This is a genomic window from Actinomadura scrupuli, assembly GCF_050971785.1.
In the GTDB taxonomy this organism is placed as follows: domain Bacteria; phylum Actinomycetota; class Actinomycetes; order Streptosporangiales; family Streptosporangiaceae; genus Actinomadura_E; species Actinomadura_E scrupuli.
In genome coordinates, this window is sequence record NZ_JBPCCU010000004.1 from 67484 (window position 1) to 80365 (window position 12882).

The following is a 12882-nucleotide window of genomic DNA, read 5'->3' on the forward strand; positions in this document are numbered from 1 at the left end:
CTGAAGTAGCGGGCGTAGCGTCGGTGGCGGTCCGGGGGGTCCGTCACCGACCAGGGAGAAGCGGAGGGGCCAGGACGAGAATGCGCAGCGCACTTGTCGCGCTCGGGGGTTTTGCGATCGTCACGCCGGCGGCCATGGGGGTGGCCGACCCAGGCGACGATCCGCCTGGGAGCATGGCCGTCAAGACGGCCGCGACAGGGCAGCGCGCGCCGTCCGCTCACTCCGCGGCCGCTGCCGCGGGCACGTCCGTACTGGGGTCGGAGGTGCCCGCGGCGGCGGATCACCACGGCACACGCCATGGCACGCACCACACGTCCGCTCCCACCGCGGCACCGGCCGCCGACGTGCGACTGACCGTCACCGCGCCGCCGGTGGTGCGCTCCGGCGACTCCTTCGCCTACACGCTGCGCGTGACCAACCAGGGGACCGCGACCCCCTCGTCGGTCGTCGTCCGCGTCCTGCTGCCGGAGGGCACCGTCCGCACCGGCGCCCGGCTGCCCGACGGGGTGGGCGGTGAGGCCGACGGCCGGTTCGGACAGCTCGTGCTGCCCCCGCTGAGGCCCGGCGCGTCGCTGACGATGGGCATCACGGTCAGGGCGCCGCGGTCCGGCACGCTGGTGAACATCGCCCGCGTCACCTACGTGGAGGGCGTGCGCGACGCGCGGCCGTACCCCGCCGTCACCACCGTCACGCGCGTCCGGCAGCGCTCCTAGCCGTCGCTCCGGTACCGGCCCCGTCCCGCCGCATCTTCCGCCGCGCCGGGGCGGGGTCCGCCCAGGTTCGCCGCGGGCCCGCCGTCCTGGCTACCGTAGGGCGATGCGCACACTGCTCAACGTGATCTGGCTGGTTCTCGCCGGATTCTGGATGGCGCTCGGCTACGTCCTCGCCGGGATCATCTGCTGCATCCTGATCATCACGATCCCCTTCGGCCTGGCGTCCTTCCGCATCGCCGTGTTCGCCCTGTGGCCGTTCGGCAAGACGGTGGTCAAGAAGCCCAGCGCCGGGGCCGGCTCCTGCGTGGGCAACGCCATCTGGCTGGTCTTCGCCGGGTGGTGGCTGGCGCTCGGTCATCTGTTCACCGGGATCGCCCTGTGCCTGACGATCCTCGGTATCCCGTTCGGCATCGCCAACTTCAAGCTCATCCCGGTGTCGCTGCTGCCGCTCGGCAGGGAGATCGTCGACACCGGAGACCACGCCACCTTCGGAGTCGAGTAGATCCTCGCCGGTCCGTCACCACCCTGACGTACGGAACGGATCTGGAAACGGGCCCCGTGTGGACAACGTCGGCTGACGAGGGTCACTATGGGCGGCATGGCAGGTGCGACTCCGCTGCCCCGGGTGGGCGAGGTCTTCTTCGATGACCGAGGTGAAGACCGGGTGCTGCGTCTCAGCTGGCACCCGGACGCCGAGGTCATGGTGCTGAGCATCTGGAACGGCGGCGCCTGTACGGGCACCTTCCGGCTGGCGGCCAGAGACGTGCCGGTGCTCATGGAGACGCTCTCCCAGGGCGTCCCGGTGCCGCAGCCGCGCGGCCGGCGGCACGCGGCACACGCGGCGCCCGCGGACGACGAGCCCGCGGGACGACCGCCGGCGCCCGCGGAGCCGAACCCCTACACCTACCCCGAGCCGGACCCGGCCACCGCGCCCGCGGCGGCGCCGTACGCCTACCCCGAGCCGGACCCCGCCGCTGCGCCCGCGCCGGCCCCGCCGTGGCCCCCGCCACAGCAGACCTTCCCGATGACCGGGGAGTACCGCGCCCCCCGGCACCGGTCGTGACCGGGGCCGGGCGCCGGTCTCAGGAGTCGACGACGACGGTGCCGGTCACCCGGTCCGACACGGCACGCCGATCCCGGTCCCAGATGGGGGAGAAGGTGTCGGCCGCGTAGAGCGCGGCGCCCAGTGCGGGGATGATCGCCGGTACGACCCGTACGGCCGCCAGCTTGCCCGCGGCCGCCCAGCTGATCGTGCCGTCCTTGATCACGCTGGTCGTCCCGCCGGCGGCGACCACGGTGACCCCGACGGCGCGCTCGCCGAGTGTCCGGCCCCAGCAGGCGCGACTGACCATCTCGTACCCGAAGACGATCGCGGCCGCGCCGATCCGGGTGCCCGGGGTGGGACCCGGCGGCCGCACGCTCCGGTTCGCCCGGCGGTGCTTCATGATCGCGGTCACGGTGACCGGGCTGGTGAGCGCGATCGCCACCACCCCATCGATCAGCTCCGCGGCCATCCGCCGCCCCACGCTCGCTGTCTGAACCATGTCCCTCATTATGTTGCGTGATCACCTGTGGATGGGGAATGGTCGGGAGACATGCGACCACAAACCCCGGGCGGTTCGCGGGCGAGCTCCCGTCAGTCGTCCGCGGGTGCGGGCTGGGACTGCGCCCAGCCCGGCACCTTCGTCGAGCTCCTGCCGGCCGAGACCCCGCATTTCTCCTGGCTGAGGCCGTCGGTGCTCTGGAAGTCCCGCAACGACATCATCGCGCGCTGGTTCGGCGACCCCAGCGACGACGTACGGCGCCGCTGGGTGGCCGGCCAGCTCACCCGCGGTGCCGACCCGTCGTTCACCATGCACCGGTCGGACGAGAGCTACTCCTTCCTGCTGCTGGGCGACACCGGTGAGGGCGACAAGTCGCAGTACGCCGTCGTCCCCGGCGCGTTGAAGATCGGTGCCGGCACCGAGTTCATGCTCATCGCGAGCGACGTCATCTACCCGGTCGGCAGCGTCAACGACTACCCGGACAAGTTCTTCCGCGCCTACCAGGGCTACCCGGGGCCGATCTTCGCGGTGCCCGGCAACCACGACTGGTACGACGGGCTCGGCGGCTTCATGCGGGTCTTCTGCGCCGGCCCTGCCGAGCCGCTGCTGCCGGGGCCGTGGAAGGGCAGGTTCTCCTGGCTGGCCCGGCGGCTCTGGCGGGCCCCGGAGAAGGCCGACGAGGCCGCGCTGGCCGCCGGCGAACTGCTACGGGACGACCCTCCGCAGCACGCGACGCAGCCCGGGCCGTACTGGGCGATGGACACCCCGGCGCTGCGGATCGTCGGCATCGACACCGGCATCACCGGCGACATCGACCGCGACCAGGCCGAATGGCTGCGACAGGTCTCGGCCGGCCCCAAGCCCAAGCTCCTGATCACCGGCAAGCCGCTCTACGTCGACGACGAGCACCATCCGGGCCCGATCGAGGGCGGCGGGTTCGTGGACGACATCGTCGCCGACCCGGCGTGCAACTACGTGGCCGCGATCGGCGGGGACATCCACAACTACCAGCGCTATCCGGTGAAGGTCGCGGACCGCACCATCCAGTACCTCGTGTCCGGCGGCAGCGGCGCCTTCATGCACGCCACCCACACGATCCCCAAGACGACGCTGATCGGCGAGGACGCCTTCAAGTGCTACCCGCTGCGCGGTGACTCGCTGGCGTTCTACAGCCGGCTGTACGGGCGGCGCCTGCGGCTGCGCCGGTTCTTCGAACTCACCCCGGAGCAGGCGGCCGCCGCCGTCGCCGAACGGCTCGGCATGGAGCCCACCCGGCCCGAGAACAAAGGGGTACGCCCGTCGCTGCGGGCCCGGCTGGTCGCCTCGCTGCTGGGCGTGCCGGGGGCCGGCCCCGGCTGGTTCCGGCTGCCCGTCCGCAAGGCCTACCACCGGCTGTTCTCGTCGGCCTCCGACTCCGACGTGCCGCCGTTCTTCAAGAACTTCCTGCGCCTGGACGTCAGCGCGGCCGAACTGCGGATCCGCTGCTACGCCGCCACCGGCTGCCGGGAGCACGAGCTCGCCCCGCCCCTGGAGGACGAGATCGTCATCTCCCTGACCTCGGTGACCGCCGCCACGTCGTGACCCAGGTTCCGTACGGTGCCCGCCGGTGCCGGTCCGGGGCGGTTCTGGTTCGGTTCCGGTACGGAAGCGCGGCGGTGTCCCGTCTCGGCAGATGGTCACCCGGCTGACAGGGGTTGTCAGTGGTGGGGCGGACAATGGTGGTCGTGCGGATGGCCGTGGCGGTGAAGCCGGGTGGCGGGGGGACTCTGGTCCCGCTCGGTGACGACGGTGTGCCCGCCGGGCCGCCCGAGCCGTGTGACGACCTGCTCGCCGCCATGGCGGCCCATGAGCGTTCCGCCGCCCCGCGCTGGGTGTGGTCGGCGGCCGGCGCCGTCTATCCCCGGCTGCTCGCGGCGGGGCTGCGGGTGGCGCGCTGCCATGACCTGGAGCTCGTCGAGCCGCTGCTGCTGGCCTATGACGGGCGCTACGGCGAGCCGCGTTCACTTCGGGCGGCGGCGGCCAGGCTCCGCGGCGAGCCCGTACCCGCGGACGCCCCGGCGGCGAGCGCAGGTTCCGGCCAGCCGTCGCTGTTCGACGACTCGCCCGGCGACGACGAGGACACCGGTGAGGACGTCGAGGCCATCATCGCGGTGCACGCCGGTCAGCTGGCCCGGATGGCGGCGACCGAGCATGCCGACCGGCTGCCGCTGCTGGCCGCCGCCGAGTCGGCCGGCGGCCTGATCGCCGCCGAGCTGAGCCACGACGGCCTGCCCTGGCGGGCCGACGTGCACGACGCCCTGTTCACCGAGCTGCTCGGCCCCCGGCCCACCCATGGCCGTTCCGCCGCCCAGCCCGGCGGCGCGATGCGGCCCCGCAAGCTGCAGGCGCTGGCCGACCGCATCACCGAGGCGTTCGGCCGCCCCGTCAATCCCGACTCCCCGGGGCAGATCGTCAAGGCGCTCGCCGCCGAGGGGTTCACCGTGCCCTCCACCCGCGCGCACGTGCTGCGCGAGATCGCCCATCCGGCGGTGCCGGTGCTGCTGGAATACAAGGAGCTGGCCCGTCTCTACACCGCGCACGGCTGGACGTGGCTGGACACCTGGGTCCGGGACGGCCGGTTCCGTCCGGAATACGTCGTGGGCGGAGTCGTGTCCGGCCGATGGGCCACCAACGGCGGCGGCGCGCTGCAGATTCCGAAGGTGCTGCGCAAGGCGGTCGTCGCCGACCCGGGCTGGAAGCTGGTGGTCGCCGACGCCGCCCAGCTCGAGCCCCGGGTGCTCGCGGCGCTCGCCGGAGACCGGGCCTTCACCACCGCCGCCGCGCAGGGCGACCTCTACGCCGCCCTCGCGGCCGCCTTCGACAGCCCCGTCCGAGTCCGGCCGGTGGTGCCCGCACGGGGAGCGGTCCCCGATGGCGCACCGGCCGGCCCGGAGGTGTCCGTCCCGAGCGCGCGCGACAAGGCGAAGATCGCCCTGCTGTCCGCGATGTACGGCGGTGGCACCGGCGAGGCCGTACAACTGCTGGGAGTCCTGCGCCAGCGGTTCCCGGCCGCGTACGGCTATGTCGAGAACGCGGCCCGCGAGGGCGAGGCCGGACGGCTCGTCCGCTCGCGGCTGGGCCGCACCTGCCCGCCGCCGCCCGAGGGCTGGCGGGAGCTCGTCTCCGGCGACTCGGCGCGCGGCGCCGCGGCCATGCGCAGCCGGGGGCGCTTCACCCGTAACTTCGTCGTCCAGGCCACCGCCGCCGAATGGGCACTGGTCCTGCTCGCCACCCTCCGCCGCCGCCTGCACGAGATCCCGGGCGGCGCCCAGCTGGTGTTCTTCCAGCACGACGAGGTCATCGTGCACGCACCGGAAAACCGGGCCGACGCCGTCACGGCCGCCATCCGGGAAGCGGGGGAGGAGGCGGCCCGGGTCCTGTTCGGCCGCACCCCCGTCGTCTTTCCCCTGGAGATCGCCGTAGTCGATTCCTACGCCGACGCCAAGTAGCCGCTGTTGTGTGCCGTGGTCGGCGCCGGTTCGCTGGTCGGCTCGTTCCGTTGGTCCGCTCGCCGGCCGTTCCGCTGGTTCGCGGGTCTTGCTACGGGAGGGTTCAGGTGGCCGAGACGGCTCGGCGATAAGGCTCGAGGATCGCCTCCACCTTGTCGAGCGCTCCGGCCTCGTCCCACAGGTCGTACCACTCGTTGTCCGTCGCGGAGAAGGCCCGCGCGAACGTACGCGCCGCCAGTTCGCGGAGCTCCGGAGTGATCTCCAGGGGCTGTGCGAGCCATTCCTCCCGGTAGCTGGGGAGCGGCAGGCTCTCCTCCAGACATACGGCGATCAGCGCGGCGGCGGCGACCGCCGCCTGGACCTCCGGGTTCTCCACGTACTCGTCGGACCCCACGACCTCCTGCATGGCGCTGACCAGGCGACGCTCCCGGTCGGCCGCCGAGCCGGTCACGAGCTCACCGAAGAGGTCCATCGCACCGTCGTTGTCAAAGGGGCCGTAGTCCCAGGCGCCCAACGCGCACCTCCGTGAGCCGGTATGAATCGCGATCACACTACTGCTCCGGTGCGAGGGCAGATCGCGGGTCGGGGGAGTCGACGCACCTTCATCGTCGACCACTTTAGGTAGGCGATGTGGTGCTGTATGTAGCCGCGTAGATGGAACTTAGTCGCTCATATGTTCGATCGTGTGGCTGGTGAGACAGATGTTCTTCCAAGGGTGGACGCCCACGGTCATTTCGGGTTCCCGTCGGTGGCGTCGTGGCTGCGGGAGCGGAGGGGCATGCTGCACCGGAGGGCCGCCGAGCGGGTGACGGTGGCGCGGCAGTTGCCCCGGCTGGAGCGGGTGCGGAAACTGCTGTCAGGCCGTGGACTGTCGTTCGGGTTCGCCTCCTCCATCTGCTCCGCGAGTTCCCGGCTGGACGACGCCGACGCTCAGGTGGCCGAGGACATCCTGCTGGGCATGGTCGAGGACGGGTGCACCGTCACCCAGGTCGCCAAGGCAGGAGAGAGGATCACCGACCTGGTCGGCGAACGGCTGGGCAGGGAGCCCGAGCCCGCTGACTCCAAGCGGGGGTTCGCCCGCTCCTGGATGACGAGGTCGAAGTCGCTGGACGGCGGGTCGTGGTTCAAGGGCTGGTGCGATCCCGAGCACACCGCCGCCTTCGACCAGATCATCGGGCCCCTCGCCAGGCCCCGGGCCCGGGGTGACGACCGTGACCTCGCCCAGCGCACCGCTGACGCCCTGTTCTCCGTCATCACCGAAGGCAACCGTGGTGCGGGAGTGACCGTCATCATCGATCTGGCCGCCTATGCGGCGGCCACCGGCGACCCCGGCCCCTTCACCCACGCCCCACGCGCCGGCACGGACACCGGTACCAGCACCGGCACCGGCACCAGCACCAGCACGGGCACGGGCACGGGCACGGGCACCGGCAGTGAGGCCGCGTCCAGTTCCGGGGCGGGCACTGACGTCGGCTCTGATGCCGAAGAGGCCCGCGAGGCCCTTAGCAGCCGGAATGAGGCCGACAGGGCGAGGGACGGCGATGGGCCAGGGCACACCGGTGTGCCGGGTGTACGGGGCACGACCAGTCCTTCCACGGGCCGGCGAAGACCGGCACGGCTACTGGACGGCACTCCGATTTCACCCGGTGACGCTTGCCGTCTCGCACTCAATGGGGGCGTCAGCAGCCTGATCCTCGGCCGGAACGGCATACCCCTCTATCTGGGACGCACCACACGATTCGCCACGTCCGCGCAGCGCCGTGTCCTGCTCGCCCAATACGAGACCTGCAGCATCGTCGGCTGCCGGATACCCGCTCACCTGTGCGAGATCCATCACCTCGACGGAGGCTGGAAACTCGGTGCTCCCACCGACATCGACCGGCTCGCCCCACTGTGCGGATGGCACAACAGGTGGATCGAGGGCCACCAGGACCAGGTCGCCCAGACCAGGGACGATCGAGGCCGCATCGTCCTGAAGATCCTCCCGCCCTGGAGCACCCGACGGACCACGGGCCCGTCCCCGCGCCTGATCACAGGCGACCACCGGCAACCAGGCGCTCCGTGAGCCGAAGCCGCCTTCGAAACCGGCAAGGTCGTCTCGGAGCCGAGCGTTTCCGCTGCTGGGCACCGGGACCGGGCCCGGGTGGACGGTTCGGGCACCCGGAGCCGCTACGGCCTCCGGGTCAGCAGGGTCAGACGTATGCTGCCGAACGTCCAGTGGCCGGCGTGGGCGAACCGGCGGTCCGCGCGCACGGCCGCCAGGTTGGCCAGCGGCGCCGGGGTGCGGTAGGCGCTGTGCGGCGGCGGGATCTCGACGACCCAGATGCGCCGGTGCGCGCCGAGTGCCGTGCGGAAGGGCTCCGGGGACAGATCGGTCCCGTGCCGCTGGAAGGCCTGGACGTCGAGGTTGCGGAAGGCGTCGGCGTACACGGTCACGAAGGCGGCGCGGTACGCCGGGATGTACAGCACCGCGTCGCCGGGGCGGCCCTGCCGCCGGAGCACGTGGGCGAAGGAGCGCAGGTCGTCCGGGCGGCTGCCCGGCTCGCGGATGTCCGACTGGACCGGGGCCACCAGTACGGCCAGCAGTGCCAGCACGGCCAGGGCGGCCACCGGGCGGGCGTGGCGCAGCCGGTCCGGGAGGGCACCGGCGAGGGCGGCGAGCCCCGCTCCCGCGAGCAGGGCGAACGCGCACACGCAGTACAGGACGTAGCGCGGGTGGTAGACCGGATGGACCTGGGAGACGGCGAACGCCGTGGCGAGGGGCATGACCAGCCACGGCACCGCGACGGCCGCGCCCGATCCGCCCGCGCGGACCAGGGCTGCGACGCCCGCCATGGCCAGTGCCGTCACGATCAGCAGAGCCGGCTCGCCGCCGGTGACGAGCGTGCCCAAGTCCAGCACCACGGAGGGGCCGGGCCGCTCCAGCCAGGAGACCTGGGCCGCCTGTGCCCGGGCGATCAGTACCAGGGGGACGACGGCCGCCAGCGCGCCCGTGACCGCGACGATCCAGCCGGACAGCGGGCGGAGCCCCCGCCGCCTGGGGACGATCAGCCTGATGACGATCAGCAGGGTCACGGCGTGGGCCGAGAGCAGGAACAACGAGTAGAGGTGCAGCCAGCCGAGCAGGGCCACCGCGGTTCCGTACCAGCCGAACCACCGGAGGCGGGGCTGTTCCAGAGCCCGCACCAGCAGGTACGTGGTCAGTACGGCACCCGCGCTGACCAGTGTGTACTGCCGGGCCTCCTGGGCGTAGCGACTCACGATCGGCAGCAGGGCGTAGACGAGCCCGCCGTACAGGCCCGCGGCGGGTGAGTGCCAGCGGCGGCCGAGTACCGCGATCCCGCCCGCCGCCAGTGCCGCGCCCACGGCCGAGGGCAGCCGGGTCACGGTCTCCCCGGTTCCGAAGAGGGTCACCGCGTGCAGGAACAGGTAGTAGAGCCCGTGTACGGCGTCGGCGTCGCGCAGGAAGTCGCGGAGCTGCGCGAAGGACCCGTGCCCGAGCACCACGCTGACCGACTCGTCCCGCCAGTAGGACGGTCCGTCGATCTTCCAGAGGGCCACCGCGAAGGTCACCAGCGCGGGCAGGGCCACGATCGCACGCTCACGTGACCGGGACGCACGGTCCGTTCGGGGCGGGTTCTTTCCGGGCGAGTTCGATCCCGGCGGCGCGGACTCCGGCGGTGTGCGGTTCGACGGTGCCGGGTCCGACGGTGCCGGGTCCGGCGGCGGATCGGGTGGCGGAATGTATGACATGGACGGCGCCGGGTTGGAGGGTGGCGGGTTGGAGGGTGGCGGGTCGGCGTGTGGAAGGTGCGGCATGGCGGAGGCCGTCCCGGGACGGGAGGACGTCACAGGAGTACGTGGTCGGCGGGCGGGCCGTAGAAGGCCAGGGTGGCGTCGCGCATCAGGTCGCGGTCGGTGACCTGCCAGGTGTGGTCTGCCGGGTCGGCGCTGCGCATGGTGACGAAGGAGTACCGGTCGGCCGAGTAGCACTTGACGCCGTCGGCTTCGAGGGCGCGGAAGAGCCGGGTGTCCTCGCCGCGGGAGACGTCCTCGAAACGGTACCCGCGCAGCAGATCGCCCCGGGCCAGGAAGGCCCCGCCGCGCAGTACGTTGACGTAGCGGTGCTCCTGGTCGGCGCAGCGCAGCACGGTGGCGCCGGTGGAACGCAGGTGGACGTAGTGCGCGAGCTTGCCGGTGACCTCGGCCTCGGTGTAGCCGAACGCCGTCATCAGGTCCGACAGGTAGTGCGGCCCGTAGAGTTCGTCGTCGTCCATCTTGCCGATCAGCTCGCCGTCCGCCGCGTCCAGTCCGAGGTTGAGGCAGGCCCCGAGGGAGAGCGCACGATCGGCGATCAGCACGACGACGTCGTCGATGCCGGCTCCCCGGGCCTTGTCGGCGATCACCTCCGCGTCGAGGTCCAGGCCGTGCAGGACCAGGACGAGCTGGAGCGGCCGCCACAACTGCCGGGCGACCTGCTCGATGGAGTGGGCTATCTGCCCGGGGCGGCAGGTCGGCATCACGACCGAGATCGGTGGCGTACGGCCGTGGACGGGAAGACCCACGGTGTTCAGCACGGTGTCCACCCGGCGAGCGTAGGTGTGCTCGGCGAACACCTTCCGCATCGCCAGATGGGCCTGCCGGTCGCGTAGCTCGGGGCTGTCCAGCAGCGTGCGCAGCAGGGCGGCGGTCTCGCCGGCCGTGGTCACGGTGGGCAGCAGGCCGCCGAACGCCTCCGTGACGGCCGGATCCGGGCCGGACAGCACGGGGATCCCCGAGGCCGCCAGTTCGAGGGCCCGCCCGGCGGGTGCGTCCGCGGTGGTGAGTGCGATCTTGTATCGCTTCTGCGCGGCGAGCAGGGCGTCGTACGGCAGGGTGCCGACCACGTGCGGCAGGTACGGCTTCGGGAACGCCGACGCGGACCCGGCCTCGCCGTAGAGGTGCACCCCGAAGCGCAGCGCGGGCCGGACCACCGTCGCCAGCCCCTCGGCGGGTTCCCCGGCGAAGACGACGTCGTCCATCCCCTGTTCGGGAATCCGGACGGGGTGGTGCAGGCGCGGCTGCACGGCGTGCCCCAGTGCCTGGACCCGGTCGTGGCCGAGGACCGTACGCCAGCGGGACACCGCTCCGGCGTCGGCGGTGAACACCTGGTCGAACAGCCGTGCCGTCCCGGTGAAGGCGTCGACGTCCTGGTCGTGATGCCAGAACACGGTGGGTACGGCGTGCTCGCGGCACCAGCCGATCAGGTCGCGAAGCTCCTGGCCGGGTGCCTCCGGGCCGACCAGGTGGTTCGCCCAGCGGCCGTCGTCGCGGCCCGACTCGACGAACAGCAGGTCAGGATGGTCCTGCCCGAGTACGTCCCGCCAGTCTTCGGGCCCGAAGTCGCACAGCTGGCGCCACTCGTACCGCAGGGCCGTCCGGGTGAGGTCGCCCAGGATGCCCGCGACGGTGAGATCCGGGCGGCCGACCGGGCCCTCCGGCGGGACCACGGCCGGTGCCTCGGTCACGGTCGTGTCCGCCGGCCCGATCGGGGCGGACCGCACGGTCTCGGTACGGCGCGGCGCCGCGGGCCGGGAGCGCCCCCGCAGCGCCCGGCGGATCATGCGCGGCGACGCGAGGACGCCCCGTGCCCGGCCCGCCCTGGCCGTGCTCAGCGCCTCGCCAAGGCGGTGCCAGCGGCCCGCCCGCACCGACTCCAGCTCCCAGGCGGTGAGGTCGCGCCGGTAACGCTGCTCGGCGGCCTGCTCGGCGAGGTCGTCCGCCCGGGTGGTGGCCTCGGCGAGCCGGGCGGTGAGGTGCTCGATCCGCCGGTCCCGCCGGGTCGCCCTGGTGGCCGCCTCGTCCAGCCGCCGCCGCAGGAGCGCGTTCTCGGCGGCCAGCCGGTGGCCCCGGGCCCGCTCACGCTCGAGGTCGGCCGAACCGTCGGTCATCCCAGCCCCGCTTCCGTCGTACGGGGCTCGCCCCGGAAACAGACCACGCTAGGTCGTGGACGGGCCGGTGAGGCCGGGTGTCGACGACCGTTCACCAGGCCTCCCATGGCTGTTCACTCCGGACGGGCAGTGCCGGGCGCTCCAGTGCCGGAGGCGGGCTCCCACGAGGCGGTGACAGGGGCGCCATCTCTCAGCCGGCGGAGATGGCCACGATCGCGGTGAGCGTGATGGCCACGCCGAATCGCTGGAGCAGGTGGAGGTGTTCCTTCAGGACGATCCGGGCGAGGGCGATGGTGACGATGGTGTGGAGGGAGGCGAGTACGGCGACGATGCCGAGCAGGCCCAGTGTCGAGGCGGTGGCGTACATCGAGTCGGCCGCGACGATGAGCGCGCCGATCACGGCGATCGTGGGAAGCTCGGTTCTGCGGACCGCCGGTCCGGGCCGCCGTACCAGGGCGACGGTCGCCATCACGGCCACCGAAGCGAGGCGGGCCAGGAGCAGGGCCCAGCCGATGTCGCCGTCGCTGGCGGTGTCCATGGCCGTGAAGAAGAGCCCGAAGCCGAGCGCGGCGAGCAGCCCGTAGACGATGCTGGGGCCTACTTGGGGCGCGGTGGCGGTGCCGGGTCGCCTGGCGGTGATGACGATGCCGATGATGGCGAGGGTGATGCCGGCGGTCTGGAGGGGTCCGGGGACCTGGGCGGCCAGCAGGCCCACCACGAGCGGGACGATGGGAGCGGTGGCCGCTGCCGGTGCGACGATGCTCATCGTCCCGATGGCCAGCCCGCGGTAGAGGGCGGCGATGCCCACCACCTCGCTGAGCCCTGCCACGACCGCCCAGATGAGGGATTCGGTGTCCGGGGGGCCGGCACCACGGATGAGGACGATGACCGTGAGCAGACCGAGGGCGGTCGCCTGCGAGATCAGCAGCACGAGGACGAGCGGCACCGAGCGGCCCTTCAACCCGCCGAGGAAATCCGAGACTCCCCAGCCCAGGGCTGCTCCCAGCGCCAGCGTGATCGCAAGCATGAGTTCCCTTCCGGTGCGGGAGCTGCGTGGTCAGAGTACGTCGCTGCCGGTCGACGTGGTCGGCGAGCGGCTCACTCCGGCGCTGGTGCTCGCCGCCGCCCCGAGCCGGCGCGCCGGGATGTGAGTTCTTCGCCCGCCACCACGGCGGGTTGGCGGTGTCCCTGCCGCTGCCGGCCCCGC

12 protein-coding genes are annotated in these 12882 nt (G+C 72.6%); 7 read left to right on the top strand and 5 right to left on the bottom strand.

Translation table 11 applies throughout. From position 1 onward, the window contains the following. The first annotated feature begins 80 nt into the window (after window positions 1–80). The 3 genes from ACRYCC_RS19575 (at window position 81) to ACRYCC_RS19585 (ending at window position 1776) form a co-directional block, all read left to right on the top strand. A complete protein-coding gene (locus tag ACRYCC_RS19575; protein ID WP_433814042.1) occupies window positions 81–713 on the top strand; it encodes a hypothetical protein in 633 nt (210 codons plus the stop codon). Between the two features lie 103 nt (window positions 714–816). Beyond that, on the top strand, window positions 817–1215 hold the full coding sequence (locus ACRYCC_RS19580) for a YccF domain-containing protein (protein WP_433814044.1): 399 nt from the start codon (window positions 817–819) through the stop codon (window positions 1213–1215). Between the two features lie 96 nt (window positions 1216–1311). Continuing rightward, complete coding sequence (locus ACRYCC_RS19585) at window positions 1312–1776, top strand: hypothetical protein (protein WP_433814045.1); 465 nt, start codon at window positions 1312–1314, stop codon at window positions 1774–1776. A 19-nt stretch (window positions 1777–1795) separates the two neighbouring features. Here the strand turns inward: ACRYCC_RS19585 and ACRYCC_RS19590 are convergent, their stop codons facing one another. Continuing rightward, the gene (locus tag ACRYCC_RS19590) at window positions 1796–2257 is read right to left on the bottom strand and encodes an RDD family protein (protein WP_433814047.1); all 462 of its coding nucleotides are present in this window, start codon (window positions 2255–2257) and stop codon (window positions 1796–1798) included. 51 nt (window positions 2258–2308) lie between these two features. On the opposite strand from ACRYCC_RS19590, the gene ACRYCC_RS19595 reads away from it, so the two are divergent. Together ACRYCC_RS19595 and ACRYCC_RS19600 are read left to right on the top strand one after the other, a co-directional pair. After that, window positions 2309–3838, top strand: coding sequence for a metallophosphoesterase family protein (locus ACRYCC_RS19595; protein ID WP_433814049.1), 1530 nt, complete (start codon window positions 2309–2311; stop codon window positions 3836–3838). A gap of 149 nt (window positions 3839–3987) precedes the next feature. After that, window positions 3988–5745, top strand: a complete 1758-nt coding sequence (locus ACRYCC_RS19600) for a bifunctional 3'-5' exonuclease/DNA polymerase (RefSeq protein ID WP_433815017.1) — start codon at window positions 3988–3990, stop codon at window positions 5743–5745. 103 nt (window positions 5746–5848) lie between these two features. Here ACRYCC_RS19600 and ACRYCC_RS19605 read toward each other — a convergent pair whose 3' ends face one another. After that, window positions 5849–6259, bottom strand: a complete 411-nt coding sequence (locus ACRYCC_RS19605) for a DUF4259 domain-containing protein (RefSeq protein ID WP_433814051.1) — start codon at window positions 6257–6259, stop codon at window positions 5849–5851. Between the two features lie 159 nt (window positions 6260–6418). Here ACRYCC_RS19605 and ACRYCC_RS19610 point away from each other — a divergent pair, with 159 nt between their 5' ends. After that, window positions 6419–7810 carry a DUF222 domain-containing protein gene (locus tag ACRYCC_RS19610; protein ID WP_433814056.1) on the top strand — a complete coding sequence of 464 codons (1392 nt, stop codon included), beginning with the start codon at window positions 6419–6421 and terminating at the stop codon, window positions 7808–7810. Between the two features lie 104 nt (window positions 7811–7914). Here ACRYCC_RS19610 and ACRYCC_RS19615 read toward each other — a convergent pair whose 3' ends face one another. The 3 genes from ACRYCC_RS19615 to ACRYCC_RS19625 all read right to left on the bottom strand — a co-directional run bounded on the left by ACRYCC_RS19615 (window position 7915) and on the right by ACRYCC_RS19625 (window position 12702). Beyond that, window positions 7915–9336: a glycosyltransferase family 39 protein gene (locus ACRYCC_RS19615; RefSeq protein WP_433814058.1), complete on the bottom strand. Its 1422-nt coding sequence runs from the start codon at window positions 9334–9336 to the stop codon at window positions 7915–7917. 257 nt (window positions 9337–9593) lie between these two features. Then, on the bottom strand, window positions 9594–11675 hold the full coding sequence (locus ACRYCC_RS19620) for a glycosyltransferase family protein (protein WP_433814059.1): 2082 nt from the start codon (window positions 11673–11675) through the stop codon (window positions 9594–9596). Between the two features lie 190 nt (window positions 11676–11865). Beyond that, on the bottom strand, window positions 11866–12702 hold the full coding sequence (locus ACRYCC_RS19625) for an EamA family transporter (protein ID WP_433814061.1): 837 nt from the start codon (window positions 12700–12702) through the stop codon (window positions 11866–11868). On the opposite strand from ACRYCC_RS19625, the gene ACRYCC_RS19630 reads away from it, so the two are divergent. Then, window positions 12701–12826, top strand: a complete 126-nt coding sequence (locus ACRYCC_RS19630; RefSeq protein ID WP_433814063.1) for a hypothetical protein — start codon at window positions 12701–12703, stop codon at window positions 12824–12826. The two genes, ACRYCC_RS19625 and ACRYCC_RS19630, sit on opposite strands and share 2 nt — an antisense overlap. Window positions 12827–12882: the final 56 nt, after the last annotated feature.

Coding starts and splice junctions, on each gene's coding strand:
- ACRYCC_RS19575 (WP_433814042.1), top strand. CDS start 81: ATGCGCAGCGCACTTGTCGCGCTCGGGGGTTTTGCGATCGTCACGCCG.
- ACRYCC_RS19580 (WP_433814044.1), top strand. CDS start 817: ATGCGCACACTGCTCAACGTGATCTGGCTGGTTCTCGCCGGATTCTGG.
- ACRYCC_RS19585 (WP_433814045.1), top strand. CDS start 1,312: ATGGCAGGTGCGACTCCGCTGCCCCGGGTGGGCGAGGTCTTCTTCGAT.
- ACRYCC_RS19590 (WP_433814047.1), bottom strand. CDS start 2,257: ATGGTTCAGACAGCGAGCGTGGGGCGGCGGATGGCCGCGGAGCTGATC.
- ACRYCC_RS19595 (WP_433814049.1), top strand. CDS start 2,309: ATGCGACCACAAACCCCGGGCGGTTCGCGGGCGAGCTCCCGTCAGTCG.
- ACRYCC_RS19600 (WP_433815017.1), top strand. CDS start 3,988: ATGGCCGTGGCGGTGAAGCCGGGTGGCGGGGGGACTCTGGTCCCGCTC.
- ACRYCC_RS19610 (WP_433814056.1), top strand. CDS start 6,419: ATGTTCGATCGTGTGGCTGGTGAGACAGATGTTCTTCCAAGGGTGGAC.
- ACRYCC_RS19620 (WP_433814059.1), bottom strand. CDS start 11,675: ATGACCGACGGTTCGGCCGACCTCGAGCGTGAGCGGGCCCGGGGCCAC.
- ACRYCC_RS19630 (WP_433814063.1), top strand. CDS start 12,701: ATGAGTTCCCTTCCGGTGCGGGAGCTGCGTGGTCAGAGTACGTCGCTG.
- ACRYCC_RS19625 (WP_433814061.1), bottom strand. CDS start 12,702: ATGCTTGCGATCACGCTGGCGCTGGGAGCAGCCCTGGGCTGGGGAGTC.